Annotated in this window: 25 protein-coding genes; 18 read left to right on the forward strand and 7 right to left on the reverse strand. The window is 41.0% G+C overall.

Features of this window, described 5'->3' with window-relative positions:
- The first annotated feature begins 62 nt into the window (after positions 1–62).
- The 6 genes from MKX97_RS06125 (at position 63) to MKX97_RS06150 (ending at position 4,400) form a co-directional block, all read left to right on the forward strand.
- The gene (locus MKX97_RS06125; RefSeq protein ID WP_009497280.1) at positions 63–380 is read left to right on the forward strand and encodes a LysM peptidoglycan-binding domain-containing protein; all 318 of its coding nucleotides are present in this window, start codon (positions 63–65) and stop codon (positions 378–380) included.
- Positions 373–1,026: a recombinase family protein gene (locus tag MKX97_RS06130; protein WP_342537190.1), complete on the forward strand. Its 654-nt coding sequence runs from the start codon at positions 373–375 to the stop codon at positions 1,024–1,026. Before MKX97_RS06125 ends, MKX97_RS06130 begins: the two co-directional genes overlap by 8 nt.
- Before the next feature lie 66 nt (positions 1,027–1,092).
- Positions 1,093–1,329, forward strand: coding sequence for a DUF896 domain-containing protein (locus MKX97_RS06135; protein WP_009497277.1), 237 nt, complete (start codon positions 1,093–1,095; stop codon positions 1,327–1,329).
- A gap of 106 nt (positions 1,330–1,435) precedes the next feature.
- The gene (tkt, locus tag MKX97_RS06140; protein WP_342537191.1) at positions 1,436–3,442 is read left to right on the forward strand and encodes a transketolase; all 2,007 of its coding nucleotides are present in this window, start codon (positions 1,436–1,438) and stop codon (positions 3,440–3,442) included.
- A 169-nt stretch (positions 3,443–3,611) separates the two neighbouring features.
- Positions 3,612–4,052, forward strand: coding sequence for a sporulation inhibitor of replication protein SirA (sirA, locus tag MKX97_RS06145; protein ID WP_009497273.1), 441 nt, complete (start codon positions 3,612–3,614; stop codon positions 4,050–4,052).
- A gap of 111 nt (positions 4,053–4,163) precedes the next feature.
- On the forward strand, positions 4,164–4,400 hold the full coding sequence (locus MKX97_RS06150) for a YneF family protein (protein ID WP_009497271.1): 237 nt from the start codon (positions 4,164–4,166) through the stop codon (positions 4,398–4,400).
- Positions 4,401–4,561: 161 nt separating this feature from the next.
- On the opposite strand, the gene MKX97_RS06155 is transcribed toward MKX97_RS06150, so the two are convergent.
- Both MKX97_RS06155 and MKX97_RS06160 read right to left on the reverse strand, forming a co-directional pair.
- Complete coding sequence (locus tag MKX97_RS06155) at positions 4,562–5,485, reverse strand: alpha/beta hydrolase (RefSeq protein ID WP_040758220.1); 924 nt, start codon at positions 5,483–5,485, stop codon at positions 4,562–4,564.
- A 5-nt stretch (positions 5,486–5,490) separates the two neighbouring features.
- Positions 5,491–6,405: a hydroxymethylglutaryl-CoA lyase gene (locus MKX97_RS06160; RefSeq protein ID WP_176132545.1), complete on the reverse strand. Its 915-nt coding sequence runs from the start codon at positions 6,403–6,405 to the stop codon at positions 5,491–5,493.
- Positions 6,406–6,532: 127 nt separating this feature from the next.
- On the opposite strand from MKX97_RS06160, the gene MKX97_RS06165 reads away from it, so the two are divergent.
- The 3 genes from MKX97_RS06165 to MKX97_RS06175 all read left to right on the forward strand — a co-directional run bounded on the left by MKX97_RS06165 (position 6,533) and on the right by MKX97_RS06175 (position 8,232).
- Entirely contained in the window at positions 6,533–6,790 is a 258-nt protein-coding gene (locus MKX97_RS06165) for a YqkE family protein (protein WP_078817719.1), read from the forward strand.
- A 103-nt stretch (positions 6,791–6,893) separates the two neighbouring features.
- Positions 6,894–7,319, forward strand: coding sequence for a hypothetical protein (locus MKX97_RS06170; protein ID WP_078817718.1), 426 nt, complete (start codon positions 6,894–6,896; stop codon positions 7,317–7,319).
- Between the two features lie 61 nt (positions 7,320–7,380).
- The gene (locus MKX97_RS06175; RefSeq protein WP_342537192.1) at positions 7,381–8,232 is read left to right on the forward strand and encodes an STAS domain-containing protein; all 852 of its coding nucleotides are present in this window, start codon (positions 7,381–7,383) and stop codon (positions 8,230–8,232) included.
- A gap of 43 nt (positions 8,233–8,275) precedes the next feature.
- Here the strand turns inward: MKX97_RS06175 and serC are convergent, their stop codons facing one another.
- The gene (gene serC / locus MKX97_RS06180) at positions 8,276–9,400 is read right to left on the reverse strand and encodes a 3-phosphoserine/phosphohydroxythreonine transaminase (RefSeq protein ID WP_342537193.1); all 1,125 of its coding nucleotides are present in this window, start codon (positions 9,398–9,400) and stop codon (positions 8,276–8,278) included.
- 186 nt (positions 9,401–9,586) lie between these two features.
- Here serC and MKX97_RS06185 point away from each other — a divergent pair, with 186 nt between their 5' ends.
- A complete protein-coding gene (locus tag MKX97_RS06185; RefSeq protein WP_342537194.1) occupies positions 9,587–10,429 on the forward strand; it encodes a neutral zinc metallopeptidase in 843 nt (280 codons plus the stop codon).
- A 45-nt stretch (positions 10,430–10,474) separates the two neighbouring features.
- Here the strand turns inward: MKX97_RS06185 and MKX97_RS06190 are convergent, their stop codons facing one another.
- The 3 genes from MKX97_RS06190 to MKX97_RS06200 all read right to left on the reverse strand — a co-directional run bounded on the left by MKX97_RS06190 (position 10,475) and on the right by MKX97_RS06200 (position 13,167).
- On the reverse strand, positions 10,475–11,758 hold the full coding sequence (locus MKX97_RS06190; RefSeq protein WP_342537195.1) for an OFA family MFS transporter: 1,284 nt from the start codon (positions 11,756–11,758) through the stop codon (positions 10,475–10,477).
- A gap of 257 nt (positions 11,759–12,015) precedes the next feature.
- Entirely contained in the window at positions 12,016–12,810 is a 795-nt protein-coding gene (gene fdhD, locus MKX97_RS06195) for a formate dehydrogenase accessory sulfurtransferase FdhD (RefSeq protein WP_078817713.1), read from the reverse strand.
- Positions 12,811–12,825: 15 nt separating this feature from the next.
- The gene (locus tag MKX97_RS06200) at positions 12,826–13,167 is read right to left on the reverse strand and encodes a DUF2294 domain-containing protein (RefSeq protein ID WP_078817712.1); all 342 of its coding nucleotides are present in this window, start codon (positions 13,165–13,167) and stop codon (positions 12,826–12,828) included.
- Between the two features lie 265 nt (positions 13,168–13,432).
- Between MKX97_RS06200 and fdhF the strand changes: the two genes are divergently transcribed.
- The 3 genes from fdhF (at position 13,433) to purU (ending at position 18,141) form a co-directional block, all read left to right on the forward strand.
- Positions 13,433–16,357, forward strand: coding sequence for a formate dehydrogenase subunit alpha (fdhF, locus tag MKX97_RS06205; RefSeq protein ID WP_340758585.1), 2,925 nt, complete (start codon positions 13,433–13,435; stop codon positions 16,355–16,357).
- 18 nt (positions 16,358–16,375) lie between these two features.
- Entirely contained in the window at positions 16,376–16,864 is a 489-nt protein-coding gene (locus tag MKX97_RS06210; RefSeq protein ID WP_340758587.1) for a DUF1641 domain-containing protein, read from the forward strand.
- Between the two features lie 386 nt (positions 16,865–17,250).
- The gene (gene purU / locus MKX97_RS06215) at positions 17,251–18,141 is read left to right on the forward strand and encodes a formyltetrahydrofolate deformylase (protein ID WP_050804657.1); all 891 of its coding nucleotides are present in this window, start codon (positions 17,251–17,253) and stop codon (positions 18,139–18,141) included.
- Positions 18,142–18,204: 63 nt separating this feature from the next.
- On the opposite strand, the gene MKX97_RS06220 is transcribed toward purU, so the two are convergent.
- A complete protein-coding gene (locus tag MKX97_RS06220; protein ID WP_342537197.1) occupies positions 18,205–19,068 on the reverse strand; it encodes a YitT family protein in 864 nt (287 codons plus the stop codon).
- A gap of 165 nt (positions 19,069–19,233) precedes the next feature.
- On the opposite strand from MKX97_RS06220, the gene MKX97_RS06225 reads away from it, so the two are divergent.
- From MKX97_RS06225 to MKX97_RS06245, 5 genes are all read left to right on the forward strand, one after another.
- Positions 19,234–21,129: a PrkA family serine protein kinase gene (locus MKX97_RS06225; RefSeq protein WP_009497237.1), complete on the forward strand. Its 1,896-nt coding sequence runs from the start codon at positions 19,234–19,236 to the stop codon at positions 21,127–21,129.
- A 109-nt stretch (positions 21,130–21,238) separates the two neighbouring features.
- A complete protein-coding gene (gene yhbH / locus MKX97_RS06230) occupies positions 21,239–22,402 on the forward strand; it encodes a sporulation protein YhbH (RefSeq protein ID WP_342537199.1) in 1,164 nt (387 codons plus the stop codon).
- Positions 22,393–23,796 carry a SpoVR family protein gene (locus tag MKX97_RS06235; RefSeq protein ID WP_342537486.1) on the forward strand — a complete coding sequence of 468 codons (1,404 nt, stop codon included), beginning with the start codon at positions 22,393–22,395 and terminating at the stop codon, positions 23,794–23,796. The genes yhbH and MKX97_RS06235 overlap by 10 nt, the downstream gene beginning before the upstream one ends.
- A gap of 152 nt (positions 23,797–23,948) precedes the next feature.
- Entirely contained in the window at positions 23,949–24,758 is an 810-nt protein-coding gene (locus MKX97_RS06240; RefSeq protein ID WP_340758590.1) for an amino acid ABC transporter substrate-binding protein, read from the forward strand.
- 218 nt (positions 24,759–24,976) lie between these two features.
- Positions 24,977–25,636, forward strand: coding sequence for an amino acid ABC transporter permease (locus tag MKX97_RS06245; RefSeq protein ID WP_340758591.1), 660 nt, complete (start codon positions 24,977–24,979; stop codon positions 25,634–25,636).
- Positions 25,637–25,648 lie beyond the last annotated feature (12 nt).

The raw sequence follows: 25,648 nt of genomic DNA on the forward strand, positions 1-25,648 counted from the left end.
ATAATAGAGAACAAGCATTCCGAACGTGCATTCTAAAAAGTAGACTACTAGGGGGATTTATCATGAAATTTCTTAAAGAAAATTATTACTTTATCGTACTATTAATCGTTTTTCTTAGTGTTGCAGCTTATCAATTGGACAAACTGTCTGAAGAAGATAATTATCTAGAAATTGTCATCAATGACGGGGACACATTATGGGGGCTTGCAACCAACTATTCAGATGGAACACCTGCGCACCATTGGATTGAACAAGTTAAATCATTAAATGAATTGCAGACTGATCAAATTAATTCGGGTGAATTATTACGCCTTCCTGTTAAAATGAACCCACAAGCTGAACATCGTGTGGCTGAGATGGGGGAGGAAGCGGATGAATAAAAAAAAGTGTGTAATTTATTGTCGGGTCAGTACCGAAAAGGAGAGTCAAGAACAATCCATTGTCAGACAGCAGGAAGAGCTGGAAATATTGGCGGCAGAAATGTTTTATGGATGTGTAGGTATATTCACTGATCGCCAGAGCGGTTATGATATGGACCGTGAAGGTCTGTTGAATTTATTGGATCGTATACAAGCAGAACCAATCGATGCTGTCTTTATTCAAGATGAGACAAGATTAGGAAGAGGCAATGCGAGGGTGGCCATCCTGCATGTCATTGCTAAATCGAACACAGCTGTTATTTCAAACCATACAAATGGAGCACTGGAGTTAAATGAAATGGATACGATGCTGCTGGAGATTTTAGCGATTGTAGAAGAATACCAACGGAAACTCCATAATGCCAAAATACGAAGAGGAATGAAAAGAGCGGTTCAAAGAGGTTACGACCCTTCCCGTAACTTGCATAATATCGACCGGGGCCCAGGAAGAGAACGACTCGAATTGCCTATTGAAGAAATTGTCGCGTTGCGCAACAAAGGAATGACATTCGATGAGATTTCGAGAGTATTGAACGGACTTGGCCATTCGGTTAGCAAAGCAACTGTCCATAGAAGATATAAAGAGTTTCAAGAGCAGGAACACTAATCGTTTGCACTTTTCCTTCAGGTTGTTTACATTTTAGTAAATGAAGAAATTTTGGAGGGTGTAAAGATGTTATCTGAAAAAAAGATTAAGCGTATTAATGAGTTGGCAAATAAATCCAAGACTACAGGGTTATCTATTGAAGAGGCAAAAGAACAAACTCAATTGCGTAAAGAATACTTGGAAACTTTCCGTTCAAGCATGCGTGAAACAATTGAATCTGTAAAAGTGATCGACGCAGAAGGAAATGATGTAACTCCTGAAAAGGTTAAGGAAGCAAGAGAGAACCAAAAGCCGTTAAATTAAGTCTCAACTGCTGATTAATATTGTAATTCATTAAGTAATTGACTACACTATAGAAGGAATACTTATAAAAATAATCAGATGAGACAGGACGGAAAGGATGTACAGAATGACCGGAAAAATCGATCAACTGGCAATAACAACAATCCGAACATTATCAATCGATGCGATTGAAAAAGCAAATTCAGGTCACCCGGGATTACCGATGGGTGCGGCTCCAATGGCTTATACCTTATGGACAAAGTTTTTACACCATAATCCAACAAATCCGCAATGGTTTAACCGAGATCGCTTTGTGCTATCTGCTGGTCACGGCTCTATGCTGTTGTATAGTTTACTGCATTTAAGTGGCTATGGCTTAACGATTAATGACATTAAGAATTTCAGACAATGGGATTCTAAAACACCTGGACATCCAGAATACGGCCATACAGTAGGTGTGGAAGCGACTACTGGTCCATTAGGTCAAGGTATCGGAATGGCTGTGGGAATGGCTATGGCGGAAAAACATCTAGCCGCAACTTACAATAAACCTGGTTTTGATATTGTTGACCATTACACATATGCGCTTTGCGGAGATGGTGATTTAATGGAAGGCGTTGCTGCCGAAGCGATCTCATTAGCTGGTCACTTACAATTAGACAAGCTGATTGTACTTTATGATAGCAATGATATTTCTCTTGACGGCGATTTAGGTATGTCCTTCTCTGAAAATATTAAGAAACGCTTTGAATCCTACGGTTGGAATTACTTGCGTGTGGATGATGGCAATGACATCGATTCACTATCTGAAGCCATTAAAGAAGCTAAAGGAAAAACGGGCGGTCCTACAATTATCGAAGTGAAAACGGTCATCGGCTATGGTTCACCGAATAAATCTGGTAAAGCAGATGCGCACGGTGCGCCGCTTGGCGAAGATGAATTAGCATTAACAAAAGAGTACTATAAATGGACATTTGATCAAGACTTCCATGTTCCGGAAGAAGTATATGACCGTTTCAAAGAAGCGTCCGAAGAACTGGGTGTTAAACAAGAACAACAATGGAATGAATTGATTGATCAATATGAGAACGAACATAAGGAATTGGCAACACAGTTGAAAAAAGCAATTGCCAATGAACTTCCCGCTGACTTGAAAGAAAGCTTGCCTATCTATGAGGCAGGAGCTTCCGTAGCTACTCGTTCAGCTTCAGGAGAATCCATTAATGCGCTGGCTTCAACTTTACCATCTTTATTTGGCGGAAGTGCGGACCTTGCAGGATCAAATAAAACATCTATCAAAAATGCAGGAGACTTCTCTTCTGAGAACTATGAAGGTCGCAATATTTGGTTTGGTGTTCGGGAATTTGCAATGGGAACTGCATTGAACGGTATGGCTTTACACGGCGGAGTTTCTGTTTTTGGTGGTACGTTCTTCGTATTTAGTGACTATGTAAGACCGGCAATTCGACTGTCTGCGTTAATGGGCTTGCCCGTAACGTACGTTTTCACACATGATAGTGTGGCGGTAGGAGAAGACGGTCCTACACATGAACCAGTCGAGCAGTTGGCTTCATTACGCGCTATGCCAGGGTTATCAATCATTCGTCCTGCTGATGGTAATGAAACGTCCGCAGCTTGGTATGCAGCCGTCTCTTCAAAAGACACACCAACGGTTCTAGTACTATCTAGACAAAACCTGAAAGTGTTGCCAAAATCTAAAGAACTGGCTATGGACTCTGTACAAAAAGGTGCATACATCGTATCGCCAGCTTCTAAAGAACAAGCGGACGGTATTTTGATTGCGAGCGGTTCCGAAGTCAGCCTCGCGGCAGAAGCACAGCAAGCGCTGAAAGAACAAAACATTGACGTCAGCGTAGTCTCCATGCCGTCTTGGGATCTGTTTGAGAAACAAGATCAGGCTTATAAAGATTCCGTGCTTCCAAAGCAAGTGAAGAAAAGATTGGCTATCGAAATGGGAGCTTCCCTTGGATGGCATAAGTATACAGGCGACGAAGGCTCCGTTTTGGCAATCGATACATTCGGCGCAAGTGCACCTGGTGATCTAGTTATTGAAAAATATGGCTTTACTGTTGACAATGTTGTGAAGCGAATGAAAGAATTGCTAGATCAATAAGTAAAGCACTCCACACATCTCTTAGTTATCTGACTGAGAGATGTGTTTTTTGTTTTATATCGCCAAATTCAATTCGTAACTTTCCGACAATAATAGTGAGGAAGTTTTCCGCAATGTGACATGATTTTGAAGGGACAAGCTCTATCATAGGTTCTAGGAGGTGTTCGCTATGAGGAAATATGAAATTTTTAAGATTAAGGCAGAATATCAATCCTTCATAATGGGACGTGAACGCTTATTGTTTGATTTGTTAGCCATGGGTCCTTCGACGAACTATCAAGAGATTGAATATTTATGTGACCGGCTAAATGAAATGGAACTGGATCAATTGATCCAACGTAAATTGGGAAAAAGTTTCGATGAATTGGACTCCTATCATAATGAATATCGATTGACACATCTAATTAAAGGCGAAGTTTTCATTAAAATGGGCACTCACTGCATACAGGTTTACTGTCAAGGCTCCAGGATGTTAGATTTAGATTTATTTGTTGCGCTTTCTAGTTCGACGGATCGATTTTTCGCGGTAATGAATGAGCAAGAGGAATGTGGATGGCTGAAGCCGGTTAAATATTCAGAGCGTATGCTCTTAGAAGATGTCGTAATGTAAAAATTTCCGCATAATTTATGAAGAGTCATTGCTATTCACTGCTGCTATGTTGTATAATCCTTCTTGGTAGTATGTAATCGAACTATTTTTAGTGAAGGAGGTATAGCAGCAATGAATTTAGTACTAGCGATTGTCTTAATCGTCGTCGCATTGATAGGCGGGGTAGCACTCGGCTTTTTCATCGCTCGTAAATATATGATGAATTATTTGAAGGAAAATCCACCGATCAATGAACAAATGCTACGTATGATGATGATGCAAATGGGACAAAAACCTTCACAAAAGAAAATTAATCAAATGATGGCTCAAATGAACAAAGTACAAGACAAGCCTGATAAAAAAAAATAAGCAAAAACTCCGTTGCTGGCTCTATGGCCCTCTTATACGGAGTTTTTTTATTTTTATTCAGCAGAAGACCACCTCAAAAGGTTGCGAGCTGAATGTAGTTTTATATTCTGCTCAGTGGATGTTCAAACGACCGCTGAATGAAGAGAAAGATTCAAGTTCGGTCAAGAAAGTCGGAAACGATTCAGGAATGTCTGGACAACACGCAAGTATTCTTCAGGATTGTCATTATAAGATTTCGCATGTGCACCTTTCTCAAATAGTTTCATCATTTTATCGCCCTTTTTTAACGCATACAGTTCTTCCGTCATATGAGGGAGGATAAATTTATCTTCTAAACTGTGTATAAATAACACGGGTTTATCGATATACTTCATGACTTCTCGAGGCGATACTGCAGCCGATGTGTAACCGTCGCGTATTTTTAAGAATAGGTTGGCAATACGCAAACTCATCGCTGTTTTAAGAGGTAATTCCGTTCGAATGATATGCAATAGCTGTTCAGAGAAATCTGAGAAAGGGCAATCGGAGATATAGAAATCTGCCTCATCCTCATAAGTCCCAGCGTATAAAAGAGTCGTTGCCGCACCCATGGATTCACCATGGATGCCGACCAATGCACGCTTGCCTACGCGCTTTCGTACAGCAGCTACTACTTCCTTTAAATCAATTTTTTCATAAAAGCCAAAGCTAGTCGTCTTGCCTCCAGAATCGCCATGCCGTCGATGATCAAAAATCACCGAATTAAAACCGAGACGCTCAAAAAGTCGAGCGTATTTTATGGAATTTACTTTGTTTTCAGTGACGCCGTGGCAAATTACGACAGTTCTCGTTGTGTCCAAAGGGCGTAAGAAGACTGCCCGTAAATTGTAGCCATTCGGCGAAGGGATCCAAATATCATCTTTCCGAACGGTTTCGTACCATTGTCGGTCAAAACGTTTTGCCAGCGTTTCCCGCTGCAAAATGAATTCGGAATCTTTTATTTTGAGATACATCATCCGGTTGGTTACCAAGATGCCAAAAACAGTAAAGATGGCCGTGAAAATGCTTGAGACAATACCTGTAATGTACATGACTCTCCGTTTCAACAAAATTACTCCTTTCTTTCTAACTGTTCCCTTTTATATAATTGATACATAGCCGTTTCAATTGGCCGTGAAAGATAGGGAGCTACTTCATCTACAGCTAAGCAAATTCCAGTCAAATCTATCCCTGTTTCGATGTGTAAAGACTGCAGCAAATATAAAACATCCTCAGTCGCTACATTACCTGTAGCTCCAGGAGAAAATGGACAGCCACCCAGCCCGCCCGCAGACGTATCAAAGCGGTCAACGCCTGCTTGTAGAGAAGCATAAATATTCGCGATACCCATTTTTCGCGTATCGTGAAAATGAGCAGTGATCAGTACTTCAGGGAACTGCGTTTTCAGATTACTGAATAATGAATGACTAGCCAACGGGTTCGCCATCCCATCTGTATCGGCCACACTCAATTCATCGACACCCATTTCAACAAATTGTCTACATAGCGCGACTGTTTGTTCAGGTCGTATGAAGCCCTCATACGGACAGTGAAACGCAGTCGAGATGCAGGCCCTGACATAATGCCCATCTTGCTTTACTTGCTGAATTAAAGGTCGTAGCGCAGTCACACTCTCGCTAGTGGAGCAATTAATATTCTTCTGATTGAATGTATCACTGACACCAACAAAGACAGCCAAACTTTCAGCACCGGCATTGATTGCAGCGTGAATACCTTTTTTATTGGGAGTCAGAACGAGCTGCCGGCCATTCTTCCTTACTCGCTGTACTATTTCTTGCGCATCCTTCATCTGCGGTACCCATTTCGGAGACACAAATGAGGTAAGTTCCATTTCCTTTATCCCAGCATCATGCAGCGCCTGGATAAAGGATAATTTCACTTCTGTCGGGATATTGTTTTTTTCATTTTGTAAACCATCTCGCGGTCCGACCTCGATTAGTGTAACGTTTTTTGGTAAACTAAACATAAACATCCCTCCCTTATCTTATTGTACGTAATAAAGAAGAAATAGGGCAATCCATAAACCTTAATAATTTTACAGCTGCGTAATAGCAAGTGCAAATTACATAAAAAAAGAGAAAGCAGGGTTAACTATGGCTAAAAAAAGAAATAACGTTCAACCGAAACAGCAAAAAGCGGATACAGAAGCAGTAGGCACATCCCTTTCCGACTTAGTGAGTGAAGACATGCTGGCGAAATTAAAAAGTGCCAAGCAAGAACTTACAGCAGCGGAGCAAACGAAAAAAGAGCAAGATAAAGAAAAGAGAATTCAAGAACGCAAAGAGCGTGAAAAGAATAAAAGCTTTGAAGAGCTACTTGAAGAATATGGTGACCAAGGAACTAAGTATTGAAAAGTAATATAAACTTGAGCAGTCTGCTGTATAATTAGTGTACAGGCACTGTTTAAATTATTTAGTGGGTTGATCTATAATCTTCTGTTTGAGGAGGCGTACTGTGAAATTCTTACACATTGTTTATGCTGATAAAAGCGAAATGAGGGGCCGCCGAACTTTAGGGAAAAGTCTTGGAGAAGTTCATCGAGCTCCAATTGAACACCCGATTGTAGACTGGATCAGGAAGAATTTAATCCCTGTCGCAGAGCAAGGGCAGATTCAGTATTTTGATTTTCCGAAAGAAAAAGTCGAACTTCTTAACAATTTATTGAATGAAGCTCATGCTGAGAAATCAAAAGATACACCGCGGCCTTGGAAGTATCTACCTATTCCTGATGATGAACATTATCCTTTTATGATCGCGCAATATGAAAAAGAGTACGGAACTATTTACTATGAGTCTTTATATAAATATGTCACTGCACTTGGAGTGATTTTGAATATTTTTGACTTTGAAAAAAACCGCTTACTCGTATTTATTCAATGAACAAATTCTTCTATAAAGGAGAAGTTAAAAGTATAACGAGAATAGCAGTGGGGGATATAGAATGAAAGAGATTGATGTTAAGCTGTATGAATACTTATTGTCTGAATTTCCAAATATAACTGAGTCGTGGCTTGCGATGAGAAAAGTGGAGGAAGGCTCCGTTTATTCTTTAAGCGCCAGTCAGTCAATGGAAGAGACGCTTCGGGAACAAAACAGATTAACCAATTTGACGGTTACCAGCAGTCTGTTGGATGACAAAGAAATATTTATGAAAAATAAAAAACAGTGGGCAGCAGTAGTTGCACCGAGCAGGGTCAATAGTAAAACGCCAATTGAAGATGTATTAGATGCATTAAGCAAAGTACGCCTAACTTATTGGGGTGTAATTAAAGAATTTTACGTCGCTAATGAGGAAAGCATAACAATTGAAGATTATGTACGTTGGAGCGAGACAATTAACAGTGCGTTTGATCAGATTTATGTTGATTTTGCTGAGACATATAATAAATTTGTTAACAGTAGATTTGATATGCAGCAAAGTTTGATTAATGAATTGAGTTCTCCTGTGATCAAATTGACGAATCAGATTGGAGTCGTTCCATTGATTGGAGATATGGATGAACTGCGTGCTCAAATCATGTTAGAAAGCATACCAGAAAAATGTATGGAAACCAATATCCTTCATTTATTTATTGATTTATCAGGAGTATCAGTTATCGATACATTGGTTGCGCAACAGATTTATCAAATTACACAAGTGTTGGCTTTGCTTGGTACGAAGTCTACTATTACTGGAATTCGTCCAGAAATTGCGCAAGCATCGACAGAACTAGGTCTTGATTTTAGTAATGTCGAGACCTTCAGTTCTCTGCAACAAGCATTTTCAAAGGAATTCAGTGTAGTCCTCAATTAGAAAACCAGGTCACTCTTATATTAGAGTGCCTGGTTTTTTAGTATTATTGATTTTTCGCTTGAAAGTTTAACATGAATTGCTGTAATGCTTGGCAAGCTGCGAACGGCACTGCATTGTATGCAGAAGCACGACATCCGCCTACGGAGCGGTGTCCATTCAGCCCGACGAAACCTGCCTCTTTTGCTTCCTGTAAAAATTGCTTTTCAAGCTGTTCATCAGCCAAACGGAATGTAATATTCATAAGTGAACGGCTGTCTTTTTCAGCATGTCCTGTATAAAATCCATTACTTTCATCGATGACGTCGTAGATTAGCGTAGCTTTCGCTTCATTATTTTTAGCGATTTGCTCAAGGCCGCCTTGCTGCTCCATCCAGCCTAAAACTTCACCTAACATATATATACCGAATGAAGGCGGAGTATTGTATAGTGAATTGTTTGAAGAATGCGTGCTGTATTTTAGGATAGCAGGAATTTCTACATTCGCATTTTCCAATAAATCTTTACGGATAATTGCAACTGTTACGCCGGAAGGACCTAGATTCTTTTGCGCCCCTGCATAGATCATGCCGAATTTGCTGACGTCTATAGGTCTTGAGAGAATATCACTCGACATATCCGCAATCAATGGAACATCTCCAGTGTCAGGAAACTCTTGGAATTGTGTACCGAAGATCGTGTTGTTGGATGTGATATGAACATATGCATCCTTGTCATCAAACTGGATGTCCGCAAGGGATGGTACTCTATTGTAGTTTGTTTCTTTAGTGGAAGCAGCTTCAAACACATCGCCGATTGTTTTACCTTCTTTTAATGCTTTGTCAGACCAAGCTCCTGACATAATGTAGCCGGCTTTTTTTCCGGAAGTAAGAAAGTTCATTGGAATCATAGCAAATTGAAGACTTGCTCCGCCTTGCAGCAAAAGAACTTCATAATTCTCAGGTATAGCGAAAAGTGATCTCAAGCGTTGGATTGCTTGATTATGTACTTCTTCATAAGCCGCGCTACGGTGACTCATTTCCATAATGGACATTCCGGAATTTTTAAAATCCACTAGCTCTTTTTGTGCTTTCTCCAACACTTCACGTGGAAGAGCTGATGGACCCGCGTTGAAATTATATACAGACTTCTGACTAATCAACAAAATCACTCCTTCATAAATGTAAGACATTATTATAAAGTATATATGAAAAAATGAACATGTGAAATAGATAACAGTCAATTATCAATAATTTCATCATAATCTGGTGCAGCCGCCTTGTTTGTCTCCTTACCAATTTGGGTATGTTGAAATAAAGTGCAAGTACATGCTCATTAAGCCTTCCACTAAACTGGAAGAACGAGTGGAGGAGATGTCATGAAGACAGATGGACGCAGGAAAAGTTCCAATGTGGAGGATCGAAGAGGTAGAAGCGGTGGCGGCGCGATTGCATTAGGCGGTGGTGGCCTAGGTATCGTGGGAATCATCTTATTTTTATTGCTGGGTGGAAACCCGACTGATTTACTGGATAATGCATCCGAGTCTGAACCCGAGCAACCGTATGTTGAGACGGAACAAGATAAAGAATTGGCGGATTTTGTATCGGTCGTATTAGCCGATACGGAAGATATTTGGACAGAGCTATTCCAGCAACAAGACCTTCAATATGAAAATCCTACGCTTGTCCTCTATACCGGTCAAGTACAGACTGCATGCGGCTTTGGAAGTGCTGCGGCAGGTCCGTTCTATTGTCCAGGAGATCGTAAATTATATATTGATTTAGAGTTTTACGATGAATTGCAGAGTTCTTTCAAAGCTCCGGGAGATTTTGCGATGGCCTATGTTATAGCTCACGAGGTCGGTCATCATGTACAAACTTTACTTGGAATATCGGATCAAGTTATGCCTTTACGTCAAAAAATGAGTGAAACAGAATTCAATAAATACTTAGTAAGATTTGAATTACAAGCCGATTATTTTGCTGGCGTATGGGCGCATCATGCACAAGGTCTTGGCTACTTGGAGCAAGGAGATTTACAGGAAGCGATTACGGCAGCTGGTGCGGTTGGAGACGACACGATCCAAAAACGTGCGAGAGGCTATGTAGTACCGGAAAGCTTTACGCACGGAACTGCAAAGCAGCGGATCTATTGGTTTGAACACGGATTTGAACTTGGCACCATCAAAGGCGGAGACACGTTTAGTGAAACGGAAAGATAAAGTAGCGCATCTCATTCAGAATTCATAAATGAGATGCGCTTTTCATTATTTCGTAGCCGCTATTTGTGGAACTGCGGATGGATCGATTCCAGCTTGTTCATTACGCAGTCGCTTCATGTCAACACGAATCAAAAGAGAGATTACAAATGCCACAACGAATAATCCGGCGAAAAATAATAAACTGCTTTCGTAACTGCCAGTAGTATCCTTCATCCAAGCCGCAAACATCGGGCCTGCTACTCCGGCAGCGGACCATGCTGTTAAAATATATCCATGGATCGCTCCGAGTTGCTTCGTTCCAAAAATATCACCGATAAATGCCGGGATGGATGCGAAACCACCACCGTAACATGTATAGATGATTGCTAAAATCACTTGGAAAATGATCGCGTTTGTTGTGAATGGCAACACTGAGAATAATATAAGCTGAACGACAAAGAATGTAGTATAGGTATTCGGACGGCCAATATAGTCTGAGATTGTTGCCCAGCCCAGTCTTCCGGCCCCGTTAAATACTCCAAGTACTCCAACTAAAGCGGCTGCCTGAACGGTAGTCATTCCGATGCTATCAATCGCCAGCGGTTTAGCAGCAGACAGAATCGCAATTCCACAGGTGACATTAATAAATAACATGAACCATAAATAATAAAATCGCTTCGTTTTAATAGCTTCGTTCGCTGTTAGCTGTGCAAGATCTTTTTTGATTTCAGTTTTTCCAGAACGAACTTTTTCGATAAATCCAGGTGGTGCCCATCCTTCTTCAGGTTTTTCAAGATAAAGAGAAGAAAGCAACATGATGATAAAATAAGAGATTCCAAGAATATAAAAAGTGTTTTGCAGCCCCACATTGACAATTAAATATTCCATAATCGGACTGCTGACCGCAGCCGCGAAACCGAAGCCCATAATTGCCAGTCCAGTTGCTAAGCCTCTTCGGTCAGGGAACCATTTAACAAGTGTAGAAACAGGGGCTATATACCCGACGCCCAACCCAATTCCACCGAGCATGCCGTAAGAAATATAAAGCAGCGGCAAAGAAGACAAACTAACTGCGAGACCGGCTCCGGTAACTCCGACACCAAAGAAAGTTGCTGCCAGCAACCCGGCTTTTCTAGGACCATACTTTTCTACGAAGTGTCCGAGAAAAGCAGCTGACAATCCTAGGAATAAAATAGCGATACTGAACGTCAGTTGTACTTGGCTTGTTGTCCAGCCGAATTCATCGATCAATGGATTGGTGAAGTTACTCCAAGCATAAACCGATCCAATGGAAATATGAATCCCAACTGCAGACAATGCGATCAGCCATCTGTTCTTTGTCTTTTTCATTCATAAACCTCCCTTTTTTACTGATAAATTCAGCGAGCGGTTTCTGTGATGTCTAATAAGCCACGTAACATGTGCAAGAGCCCAGTGTCTCGTTCTTTGTCGAAAAAGCTAATTTTACAGCTTTTCTGCCATGTTTATTACAGAGGTCTTTACAAATTTTTCATAGATAAAGAACGTGATTTGGGATTAAGCTGTATATTATTATCAATTCACATTATTGTCAATATTAATTTTTTTCCGCTCTTGAAAAAAGGTTTTTAATTATTTAAGACAATTCTTTCCGGATGTGTGTATAGGTTGAATGAATTTCCTCGGATAAAACCTACGGTAGTAATACCGAGTTCTTCGGCTAATGTCAGTGCCAACTCAGTTGGAGCCGACTTCGATAAAACGATTTCACAACCGATTTTTGCCACTTTCAATAAAATTTCGGATGAGATCCGCCCACTGAAAACAATAATTTTATTTCTTACGGAAATTTTATTTCTTAAACAGTGTCCGTAAATTTTATCTAAAGCATTATGCCTGCCGATATCCATTCTAGATAGCAATAAACGGTCTGGCGCGCAAAGGGCGGCATTATGGACGCCGCCTGTATGCCTAAACATGTCCGCTTGCTCTTCCATTTCGTTCATCAGCGAAAAGATTTGTTCGGTTGTTAACTGCACGGAGACACTGCTCATTTTTTTTGCGGTCAAAACGTCACTAGCAAAGACAAAGCCTTGTCTGCTCATACCACAACACGAAGTGATATAGCGCTTGTTCTGTAATTGCTCGAAAAAGGGATAGATAGTGTCTGTTTGCACATGAATAAAACCATTTTCTGTGTCCAAGTGAATATCTTTTATTTGCTCCCATTTCGGGACAATGCCTTCAGACGCTAAAAACCCCACCACCATATCCTCGATATACTCTGGTGTGCAGACAATCGTTGCGAATTCTTTTTCATTCAGTTTAATGGTAATTGCATATTCTACTGCCACCAGATCTTTTTTTTGAGTAAAATGCCCATTTTGAAAACGAATGATCGGCCGCTGATGTTGCTGTTCCATACTATTTTCCCCCTTTCAATCAATCGAACGATCAAATAAAAAAACCGATACAGCAATATCATCATCAATTTTAAAATCACTGAACAAGTGTAAAAATTTAGCTTCCATCAATTCTTCAAGCCCTTCGGGGGGGGCCTTTGCGTATACAGCTTGAATCATTCCTGTACGCGCCCTGTGAACCATTTCTTTTCCTTCAGGCGTGCTGGCGATAAATTTTTCTGTGGGAGTAAGATTTCCATAAAGCGTCGACACAGCCATATTGTCAACAAATATTGTATGAATTCTTTCGGGCCCTTTGCCGAATAGGTCTTTTCGTAACTTCCTGATAATATCATTGAACATGTGGATTTTTTTCATATCATTTCCTCGATTCATTTAGCAGAATAGTCTAACATTTTTATTACAGGCATTGTATTACATGCTATTTTACTTTATACTAAAGTAAGAATTGATGAGATTCTAGTACGTGATTGCTAGGTTCTTATCGCCTACATGTAATAGTAAGTATGGATTGGTTCTTTAGCAAGTCCTGTTAAGAAACTATTCCACCATGAAAATTGCCGCTTACGCCGGTTTTTTTCATGGTGGATTTTTATCTTTGTTTAAGAAAGGGGACGTGAATATGTCTATTTCAATTAACGGCAAGCCCTTTGACTTCGCAGAGGGGTCAACATTAATCCAAATTATAAATGCGAATAAAATAGAACATCCGCAAATATGTCATTTGCCAGAAGTGGATCCAATTGAAACTTGTGATACATGTATCGTGGAAGTAAACGGTGAATTAATGCGAGCCTGTTCTACAAAAGCAAGAGACGGTATGAATATAGAGCTGGCTTCACCGCGTGCAAAAGAAGCACAGACAGAAGCGATGGATCGGATACTCGAAAACCATTTACTGTATTGCACCGTATGTGACAACAATAATGGCAACTGCAAGGTGCACAATACAGTTGCACTGATGGAGGTCGAGCATCAAAAGTATCCTTACGAGCCAAAATGTTCAAAGGACGCAGTGGATTTCACCCATCCATTTTACCGGTATGATCCGAATCAATGTATCGCCTGCGGTCAATGTGTGGAAGTCTGCCAGAACTTGCAAGTGAACGAGACGTTATCAATTGACTGGGAACGGGATCGCCCAATTGTTCTTTGGGACGGCGGAGCAAAAATCAATGAGTCTTCATGCGTTGGCTGTGGACATTGTATAACAGTTTGTCCATGTAATGCTTTGATGGAAAAGACGATGCTCGGAGAAGCCGGCTTTATGACGAAAATGGATGACGAATTGATGGAACCAATGATTGACTTGATCAAAGATGTGGAGCCTGGCTATAGCAGCATTATGGCAGTATCCGATGTAGAGGCCGCAATGAGAGAGTCTAAAATCAAAAAAACGAAAACCGTGTGTACATTTTGCGGTGTCGGCTGTTCATATGAAGTATGGACGAAGGATCGTAAAATATTAAAGATCCAACCGGTTTCTGATGCGCCGGTGAATCAAATTTCCACATGTATCAAAGGGAAATTTGGTTGGGACTTCGTTAATAGCGAGGAACGGATTACATCGCCGCTCATTCGAAAAGGTGATGAGTTTGTCGAAGCTTCTTGGGAAGAAGCATTAGACTTGGTCGCCTCAAATTTAGGGAAAATCCGTAAGAAGCATGGCCGAGATGGTATTGGTGTGATTTCTTCTTCGAAAATTACCAATGAAGAAAACTATGTTATACAGAAATTTGCACGGCAAGTATTCAAGACGAATAACGTAGACAATTGCTCTCGTTATTGTCAGTCACCTGCGACAGACGGATTGTTCCGTACGGTCGGAATGGGTGGGGATGCAGGAACGATTAAAGATATTGCGGAAGCCGGACTTGTCATTATTGTCGGGGCAAATCCCGCAGAAGGTCATCCCGTTCTTGCTACGCGTGTCAAACGAGCACATAAATTGCATGGTCAAAAACTGATTGTCGCGGATCTTAGAAAGCATGAAATGGCGGAGCGCGCGGACATCTTCATGACGCCGCAGCAAGGAACAGACCAAGTGTGGTTGATGGCTGTTACGAAATATTTAATCGATCAAGGTTGGCACGATCAGAAATTTATTGATGAAAACGTCTTGCATTTTGAAGATTTTAAAGAAGTGCTCGACCGATATACTTTGGATTATGCTGTAGACGTAACCGGTATTTCGAAAGAAGTATTGATAAAAACAGCCGAAATGATCCGTGATGCAGATGGAACATGTATATTGTGGGGAATGGGTGTTACACAAAATACAGGTGGCTCTGATACATCAGCAGCGATCTCGAATTTGCTGCTCGCATCAGGAAATTATCGACGTCCGGGAGCAGGGGCTTATCCTTTGCGCGGTCATAATAACGTGCAAGGTGCATGCGACATGGGAAGTTTGCCAGGTTGGCTGCCGGGTTATCAGCATATTACAGATGACGCAGCGAGAGAAAAATTTGAACGTGCTTATGGCGTGGAAATAGAAGGCAAGCCAGGCCTCGATAATATTCAGATGCTTCATTCGATTGATGAAGGCGTTATGAAAGGTATGTATATTGTCGGAGAAGATATGGCACTTGTTGACTCCAATGCGAACTATGTGCACGATGTATTATCAAAGCTGGATTTCCTGGTAGTACAAGATATTTTCTTCTCACGAACAGCGCAATATGCCGATGTGATTTTACCGGCTGTTCCTTCACTTGAAAAGGACGGAACATTTACGAATACGGAACGACGTGTTCAGCGTCTATATAAAGCACTGCCGAATAAAGGTGACTCGCGTCAGGATTGGTGGATCATTCAAGAGGTAGCAAATCGTCTAGGCGCAAACTGGAATTATACGCATCCTAGCGATATTTTTGAAGAAATGACGAGCTTGAGCCCGATTTTCGCTCAAGCGTCTTATGAAGAGCTAGAAGGATGGGGAAGTTTCCTTTGGGGCAGCCTGGATGGGGAGAGTACACCTTTGTTATATACAGATGGATTTAATTTTCCGGATAAAAAAGCCCGTTTTGCTTTATCCGATTGGGTAGTGCCGGTTAAGTTCCCGGATGAATATGATCTTCATATTAATAACGGACGGATGTTGGAGCATTTCCATGAAGGGAATCTGACGAATAAATCAGAAGGAATTCAAGAGAAAGTTCCGAATATTTACGTTGAAGTATCACCAGAATTAGCGAAAGACCGCGGCGTGGTATCCGGTACATTTGTACGTCTCATTTCACCGTATGGTGCGTTGAAGCTACCGGCACTTGTCACAGATCGAGTACAGAAAAATGAGCTGTTCCTGCCGATGAACTCTGTAGAGAAAAAGTCTGCCATCAATTTTCTAACTGGTCCGGCAACCGATCAACGGACGAATACACCAGCTTACAAGCAGACAATGGTACGTATGGAAGTTTTACCTCAAGAAGGTGAGAATCCATTGCCGAAGAGCAATCACCGTGATAAGAAAAGGCATCCGCAAAACGGAGTGGAAGTAGAGCGTAAGTGGAAAAGGCCGGGGTATGTGCAATTAACAGATCAATGAATCGGGAGGTGAATGGGAATGGCAACACCGATTACTTCTATTAAACAAACCGAACGGACGGAAATTGAAGTTCAAGAAGAAAAATTAGCTGAACTGCAAAAGTTACTAGCAGAGCAAGAAGATTCTATCCAGAAAATAATGGAAATCACCGGTGAATTGCATGATATCGGTGCCTTAGATGCTTTGCAAGCCATGCTTCAAGCAAAAGAAAAAATTGCAGGGATAGCGGTCGGTCAAGTGTCTAGAGAGCCGGTCACCAATATGTTGAATAACTTAATGGCCGCAGCCGGCACTCTAACTGCAATTGATCCGGCCACGATCCAAAAACTATCTCAAAGCGTGCAACGTGGTTTGCATGAAGCAGAGTTGGGTAATGGAGAAAACCAAAAAACCGGAGCCTTGCAATTAATGAAGTCCTTAAACGATCCCGACATCAACCGTGCCCTGACATTTGGCATGAACTTCCTTAAAGGAATGGGAAAAGGATTGAATGAACCAGCCGAATAACAAACCTTTGCGAAAAAGCGCCGAATCCTTCATACTGTAAAGAAGAGTCACGCTTCATTAGAATAGGTTTTCGAAAACTATACGAAGCAAAAACCTTCTCCAACTTTCTTTTATTAGATGGTTGGAGAAATTTATTGATTACAGGAAGTTGGATTGAAACCATTTACAAAGCTATACAACAACCTAGTTGATTTATCGTTGAGAGCAGCGACTTCAACGGGATTAGCGTGACAGGTGAGCCCTCCAGAAGCGACGAGGAGGCTAACCGCATGCCCCCGTGGAAAGCGTTCACTTGCAACGGAAATCAACGGTTTTCAGCAGCAATTCAACGTATCAAATCAACTTATCAAGTAGGAGATGGAGAATACATGTCAACAAGAAGTAGAATGTCAACACACCTAGCAGAACAATCATCTGCACTACAAAATATCGGAAGATTGCTCGTCCAATGCTCCGACAGACCCGGAATCGTTTCAGCGGTCTCTACATTTTTGCTGAATCATCAAGCAAACATCGTGGAATCCAGCCAATACTCGACCGACCCTGAAGGCGGAACGTTCTATCTTCGCATCGAATTCCATGCAGATAATCTCTTGGAGAAAAAGCAGGAATTAGAAAAAGACTTTCAAAAGATCGCCGATGCGTATGAGATGGAATATCGTTTTTCATACGCCGTAGAACTTAAACGCACAGCTATTTTCGTCTCGAAAGAACCTTACTGCTTGATGGAATTGCTCTGGGAGTGGCAAAATGGCGACTTAAACACGGACATTGTCGTCGTGATCAGTAATCATGAGGATGCACGAGAAATGGTCGAAGCGCTCGGAATTCCTTTTCACTACATTCCGGCGAATAAAGACATTCGTCAAGAAGTAGAGCAGCAGCAGATTCAGTTAATGGAAGAATACGACGTCGACGTCCTCGTGCTAGCGCGTTATATGCAAATATTAACACCGAACTTCGTCAGTCACTTCCCGAATCAAATCATTAATATCCACCATTCATTCTTACCTGCCTTCATCGGTGCCCGTCCTTACGAAAGAGCTTTCGGGCGAGGAGTAAAATTGATTGGCGCAACGTCACATTATGTCACAAACGATTTGGATGAAGGTCCGATTATTGAACAGGACATCGAACGCGTAGATCATCGTGATGACACAGTCCAATTAAAGAAAATTGGTCGCCAAATCGAAAGACGTGTTCTTGCGCGTGCTGTGAAATGGCATCTTGAAGATCGTATTATCGTTGAAAACAATAAAACGATTGTCTTCCATTAATAGATGAAACAACCTCTCCGGAATTTTTCGGAGAGGGTGTTTCTATTATATAGAAGGTACTTGTTAATGAATTGCCGATTTGAATGTGGCTCCATGCGTTTCTTGAGTATTCATGATGGTCAAAAATGCAGAGGGATCGATATCTTGTGCGATTTGCTTGAGCTTTGAAATCTCCAGTCTGGTCACCACAACATAGATGACATCTTTTTCATTGTCTGTATAGCCGCCGCGACCATGCAGCTTCGTAATACTTCTGCCCAGTCTCAATCGAATCGCTTCACCGAGTTCCTCATATTCATCAGAAATAATGATGACTGCTTTTGTCTCATCCAACCCTTGAATAACAATATCGATTGCTTTGGACGCGATATAGTAAGTAATGATCGAATACATAGCTTTCTCAGGACCAAGCACAAAACCAGCCCATGTAAAGATAAAGAGATTGAAGAACATAACAAATTCCCCGACGCTGTACGGAATCTTTTTCGTCAATAAAATCCCCAGAATCTCTGTACCATCCAAGGCTCCTCCATTCCGAATAATCATTCCAACACCTGCACCCAATAGTAATCCACCGAAAACAGTAGCAAGCAACGGATCCGTGACGAACGGACCGATAGTCTTTAGCGGGAACTCCACAATTGCAAGTAACGCGATGGCAAACGATGAAGAAATGAAGAAGTTCCTCCCGATATGCTTGTAGCCGAAAAATAAAAACGGAAGGTTACAGATCAATATAAGAACTCCAAATGGTACGCCTGTCAAAAAGTTCAATATGAGTGCTATACCAATAATCCCTCCATCAATGACGGAATTTGGTATGAGAAATAAATCCAATGCGACAGCGGTCAGCACAACGCCAATTGATATAAACAAATATCTCCTGATCAAATGGCCGGCTGCTTCTTTTTTATGCTGCTTGTTCATAAAATTCCCCTTTTCCGTAACTTATACTTTCTATTTTAAAGGAATCTAAAAAAAAGAACAAAGTATGAAATCAAGTAAATTTATTTTTCCTCGTTCCAACGATAAGAATCATTTTTCTTCTACGGGCATACGATAATACATCATAGCCTAATTGGAGGAGAGACGTTGGATATTATTAATCAATTGCATAATTATCGCAGAGAAGAAAATGAGTTGAAGTGGGAAGGGACGTTCAAGGAATACTTGGAATTATTGAAGGAACGTAAAGAAGTTGCGCAGACTGCTCATTCACGAATTTATGAGATGATCGAAAGTGCAGGAGTTGAAAAACAAAATGGACGGAAAGTCTATCAGTTTTTCAATGAAGAATTATTTGGTTTAGAAGAGTCAATTGAACGGTTGGTAGAAGAGTATTTTCATCCGGCAGCTAAACGTTTGGACGTTAAGAAGCGTGTACTATTATTGATGGGACCAGTCAGCGGGGGGAAATCGACGATCGTTACAATGCTTAAACGCGGGCTTGAGCAATATTCACGCACGAACGAAGGAGCTGTGTATGCGATCAAGGGCTGTCCGATGCACGAAGACCCACTGCATCTCATTCCAATGCCATTACGTGATTCATTTTTTGAAGAATACGGTATACGGATTGAAGGAAGCCTATCCCCGTTGAATAGCTTGCGTCTTGAAGAGGAATATGATGGCAAGGTTGAAGATGTTATAATAGAAAGAATTTTATTATCCGAAGATAAAAGAGTAGGAATTGGTACGTTTACACCATCCGATCCTAAATCACAAGATATTGCGGACTTAACAGGAAGCATTGATTTCTCCACAATCGCAGAATTTGGTTCTGAATCGGACCCTCGAGCTTACCGGTTTGATGGTGAATTGAATAAAGCAAATCGAGGAATGATGGAATTCCAAGAGATGTTGAAGCTTGATGAAAAGTTCCTCTGGCATTTATTATCTTTGACGCAGGAAGGAAACTTCAAAGCAGGACGTTTTGCGTTGATCAGTGCAGATGAATTAATTGTTGCGCATACGAATGAAACGGAGTATCGATCATTCATTAGCAATAAAAAGAATGAAGCATTACATTCTCGACTCATCGTCATTCCAATTCCATACAATCTAAAAGTGAGTGCGGAAGAAAAAATTTATCAGAAAATGATTCGTGAAAGCGATATGGCGCATGTCCACATTGCGCCTCATGCGTTGCGTGTTGCCGCGATTTTCTCTGTGTTGACTCGTTTGAAAGCTTCTAAAAAGCAAGGGATTGATCGCTTGAAGAAGTTGCGTCTTTACGATGGGCAGAGTGTAGAAGGCTTTAACGATGCGGACACAGAAGAATTGAAAAATGAATTTATGGATGAAGGAATGGATGGGGTCGACCCACGTTATGTGATCAACCGAATTTCCTCCGCCATTATTCGTAAAGAAGTACCTAGTATCAATGCGCTTGACGTACTGCGGTCATTGAAAGACGGATTCGATCAGCACGCGTCAATTTCTGCCGAAGATCGTGATACGTATATGAATTATATTTCTATGGCGCGTAAGGAATATGATGAAATTGCCAAAAAAGAAGTGCAAAAGGCATTTGTGTATTCTTACGAAGAGTCGGCTAAAACGCTGATGGATAACTATTTAGACAATGTTGAAGCCTATTGCAATAAAAATAAATTACGTGATCCATTAACTGGAGAAGAAGTAAATCCGGATGAAAAATTGATGCGCTCGCTTGAAGAGCAAATCGGTATTTCTGAGAATGCCAAAAAAGCATTCCGTGAAGAGATTTTGATTCGCATTTCCGCTTATGCAAGGAAGAATCAGCGCTTTGATTACCGTTCGCACGACCGCTTACGGGAGGCTATACAGAAGAAGCTGTTTGCTGATTTAAAAGACGTCGTCAAGATCACAACGACTTCTGCTACGCCAGACGAGACGCAGCTCAAGAAGATGAACGAGGTAGTGGCTCGACTGATTGATGAGCATGGGTATAATTCAGTTTCCGCTAATGAACTTTTGCGTTATGTAGGCAGTTTGCTGAATCGTTGACGAAAGAAACAAGGTCCCAGAAATAGGGACCTTGTTTTTTAGTCAATATTCAAACTTCTGCCGCATATGATAGGGAAACAAATTGTTCGAGAGATAGGCGGGGATTCGAATGGAAGAAAACCAGAAAAGTCGTTTTGTTGTCACTGAGGAAAATTGGTCTCTCCATCGCAAAGGGCATCAGGATCAGCAACGCCATCTAGATAAAATTAAAGAAGTGTTGCAAAGTAATTTGCCTGATTTAATTAGTGAAGAAAATATTATTCTTTCGAATGGAAAAGACGTAGTGAAAATACCGATTCGTTCATTGGATGAGTTCAAAATTCGTTACAACCATGAGAAGTCCAAGCACGTTGGACAAGGAAAGGGAGACAGTAAAGTTGGAGATGTCGTGGCGCAAGGAGAGCAAAAGCAAGCACAACAAGGCAACGGCAAAGAAGCGGGAGACCAACCAGGGCAAGATATCTATGAAACTGAAGTGTCGATGGAAGAGTTGGAAGAGCTTTTCTTCAAGGAGCTGGAGTTACCGGATTTGGAACAAAAAGAACAATCCGTGACGACAATTGAAGATATTGACTTTACGGATATTCGAAAAAAAGGATTGATTGGCAATATAGATAAAAAACGTACTTTACTATCTGCCATTACACGAAATGCGATGAAAGGGAAAGCGGAAATTGCTCCGATCATGGAAGATGATTTGCGGTTTAAAACGTGGAATCCTGTTGAGAAGCCCCAATCAAAGGCAGTCGTACTTGCGATGATGGATACGAGTGGTTCGATGGGGAAATTTGAGAAGTATATGGCGAGAAGCTTTTTCTTCTGGATGACAAAATTTCTACGCACAAAATACGAAACAGTCGAAATCGAATTCATTGCACACCATACTGAAGCAAAAGTTGTGACGGAAGAGAATTTCTTCAATAAAGGAGAGAGTGGGGGGACGAAATGCTCTTCAGCTTATGAAAAAGCTTTGCAAGTGATCAAAGAATCGTATCCGCCAGCCAGCTATAATATTTATCCGGTACACTTTTCAGACGGAGAAAACATGACAAGCGATAATAGGAAATGCCTGGAGTATGTAGACGAATTACTGTCGATATCCAATATGTTCGGCTACGCAGAAGTGAATGAACACCGTAGAATGTCCACGTTAATGTCCGCGTATAAATCGATAGAGCATCCGAAATTTAATTATTACATTTTACAGAAAAACCGAGATGTTTACTTTGCACTTAAGAAGTTCTTTGAAAAGCGAACGGAGGGATTACGCTGAATGATCAGCTAGCATTAGAGCGAGCAATTGAAGAAATAACCGAGATTGCCAGTGGATTTGGTTTAGATTTTTATCAGATGCGCTATGAAGTGTGTCCTGCAGATATCCTTTACACATTCGGGGCATACGGCATGCCGACCCGCTATACGCATTGGAGTTTCGGAAAGCAATTTCATAAAATGAAACTCCAATATGACATCGGATTAAGCAAGATTTATGAGCTAGTGATTAATTCGAATCCGTGTTATGCATTTTTATTAAATACGAATAGTTTGATTCAAAATAAGTTGATCATTGCCCATGTGCTGGCTCATTGTGATTTCTTTAAAAATAATATTTATTTTTCCAAGACGCGTAAAGACATGGTGGAAAGTATGGCAGCGACAGCAGAGCGCATCGCGGAATATGAAATACGCTATGGTAAGCAAAAAGTTGAAACGTTTTTGGATGCCGTATTGGCTATCCAGGAGCATATTGATCCAAGTATCGTACGCGACATTAAACCATCCTCTTCCTCATTTGATGAGCCTATTGCAAGACGAACAGCTTACGATGACTTATGGAATTTAGATCAGCATCCTGTCCTTGGACAGCAAGCGATCGAGATGAATAAAAAGTTTCCCGAACAGCCGGAGAAGGATGTACTGCTTTTCATATTGGAAAACAGCAGAATTTTAACAGATTGGCAAGCTGATATTTTAACGATGTTGCGTGAGGAAATGCTATATTTCTGGCCGCAGCTGGAAACAAAAATCATGAATGAAGGATGGGCTTCTTATTGGCATCAACAAATACTTCGGGAAATGGATTTGACGCCCTCTGAGACGATTGAATTTGCAAAGTTGAATGCTAATGTTCTCCAACCTTCCAAGACTTCCATCAATCCATATTATCTTGGAGTGAAAATTTTTGAGGATATTGAAAAGCGATATGATTTACTTGCGCAAGGAGCAGATGGAAAAGGTGAACGTCCTATGACAGGGCGAGAAAAGATTTTTGAAGCGAGGGAAATAGAGAATGACACATCGTTCATCCGCAATTATTTGACCGATGACTTTATTAAGCAAGAGAATATGTATGTCTTTCAGAAACAGGAGAATATGTACAAAGTTTCGGATCTGCAGGCAGAGAATGTCCGAAATCAGTTGATCGGGATGCGGGTGAATGGAGGGTTTCCGTATATCGTAGTGGAAGATGGCGATTATATGAAAAATGGTGAGTTGTATCTTGTGCATCGTTACGAGGAGACGGAGCTTGATCTGCCCTATTTAGAGCACGTCCTCCCGCATATCCACCGGCTGTGGGGCCGCATTGTTCATATGGAGACGGTACTTGAGAACAAGTCACTCATATTTTCATATGATGGGCATAAAGTGTTCCGGCGATCTAAATAACGCGGAAGAGAATAGACGGACGTCTATTCTTTTTTCTATGATTAATTTAAATTTAGTAAAGTAGGGGCTTTTCATTTCGGATATCTAATGGTATTTTAGTAATACGTTAATTCTTTAGCGTATTAAAGAGAGAAAGAAAGAGGGGAAATAACATGAAGAAGTCGTTCATATTCCTGTTCGCCGTCTTACTACTAGTTATGGCAGGCTGTTCGGACAAGTCCGCTGAAGGGGATAGTCCTGCAACAAGTGCAGACACAGGGAAAGACAAAGAAGTTAAAGAGATCATCATTGGCGTGGATGATAAATTTGCACCAATGGGGTTCCGAGATGATAAAAATGAGCTAGTAGGATTTGATATCGATATGGCAAAAGCAGCGGCTGAGCATATGGGAGCTGAGGCGAAATTCCAGCCAATCGACTGGAAAACGAAAGAAACCGAATTAAGCAGTGGACGAATTGATTTAATTTGGAATGGTTATACGATTACTGATGAGCGAAAAGAAAAAGTATTATTTACAAAGCCGTACTTGGATAATAACCAAGTGGTTGTAACATTAGCGGATTCAGATATTGGAAAAGTAGAAGAGCTAGATGGGAAAGTAGTTGGCTTGCAAGCTTTGTCTTCAGCAGGACCGGCACTGGAGAGTCACCCGATCCATGAAAAATTAAAAACCGTAACCGAGTTTGCAGATAATGTATTGGCACTGACAGACCTTAAAACAGGCCGTCTCGACGCGGTCGTACTTGACGAAGTTGTCATCGACTACTATATGACAAAAGAAGAAGGAGTCTTCAAGAAACTAGATGGTTCTTTAGCGGTTGAAGAGTACGGAATCGGTGTCAAGAAAGGCAATGAAGAGTTACTCGAAAACTTGCAAAAAGCTTTAGATACGATGAACGAAGATGGCACTTCCGCTGACATCTCCACTGAATGGTTTGGAGAAGATAAAGTGCTTCGTTGATTCGAAATTATATATGTTGTATTAAAGTTTTTATATGAGTTTGCTCAGAAATCAACGGGTTCTACGTTGTACTTTGAGTGTAAGTTATTTATTTTAGCGTATATAGCAAAAAAATAGTGTATCAACTGTGTTGCAGAAATTTGAGAGTACTGACTTTCTGCAGCATTTTATAATGGAAGTCCAAGAGTTTTTAACTGTGTTTTTGGAGGAATTAAACGATGAATTTTGACTATTTTATGTCTATGCTGATCCCAATGCTCGAAGGAGCTAAAGCGACCGTCCTATTATTCGTGCTCGCTATCGTTCTTTCGATTCCACTTGGTTTTTTGCTGACACTTGCCGTAAGAAGTAGTATGAAACCAATTTCTTTTTTAGCGCAAACTTATATTTATATCATGCGTGGGACCCCATTGTTATTGCAGCTATTGTTTTTTGTCTTTGGTTTGCCACTTCTTCCGGTAATTGGGGAGTTTCTCGTGTTAGACCGGTTCGTCGCTGCCACATTGGCGTTTATTTTGAACTATGCGGCCTACTTTGCTGAAATCTTTCGCGGTGGCCTCCTATCCATTGATAAAGGACAGTACGAAGCTTCGCAAGTCCTCGGATTATCAAAATGGCAAACGACTACGCGTGTCATTCTACCGCAGATGTTCCGAGTGACGTTACCACCGATTGCTAATGAGTCTGTCTCCTTAGTAAAGGACACAGCCTTATTGTATGCAGTGGCGGTACCCGAGCTGCTCCACTACGCGCAGACCGTGGTCAATCGAGATTTTACGATCATTCCATTTTTCATTGCAGCGGGGATCTATTTATTGATTGCCTTTGCATTGACGATTGTTTTCAAGTATTTAGAGAGAAAGCTGCAATACGATTGAGGAGAGAAAATT

This window comes from Sporosarcina sp. FSL K6-3508 (assembly GCF_038615825.1).
GTDB lineage: Bacteria > Bacillota > Bacilli > Bacillales_A > Planococcaceae > Sporosarcina > Sporosarcina newyorkensis.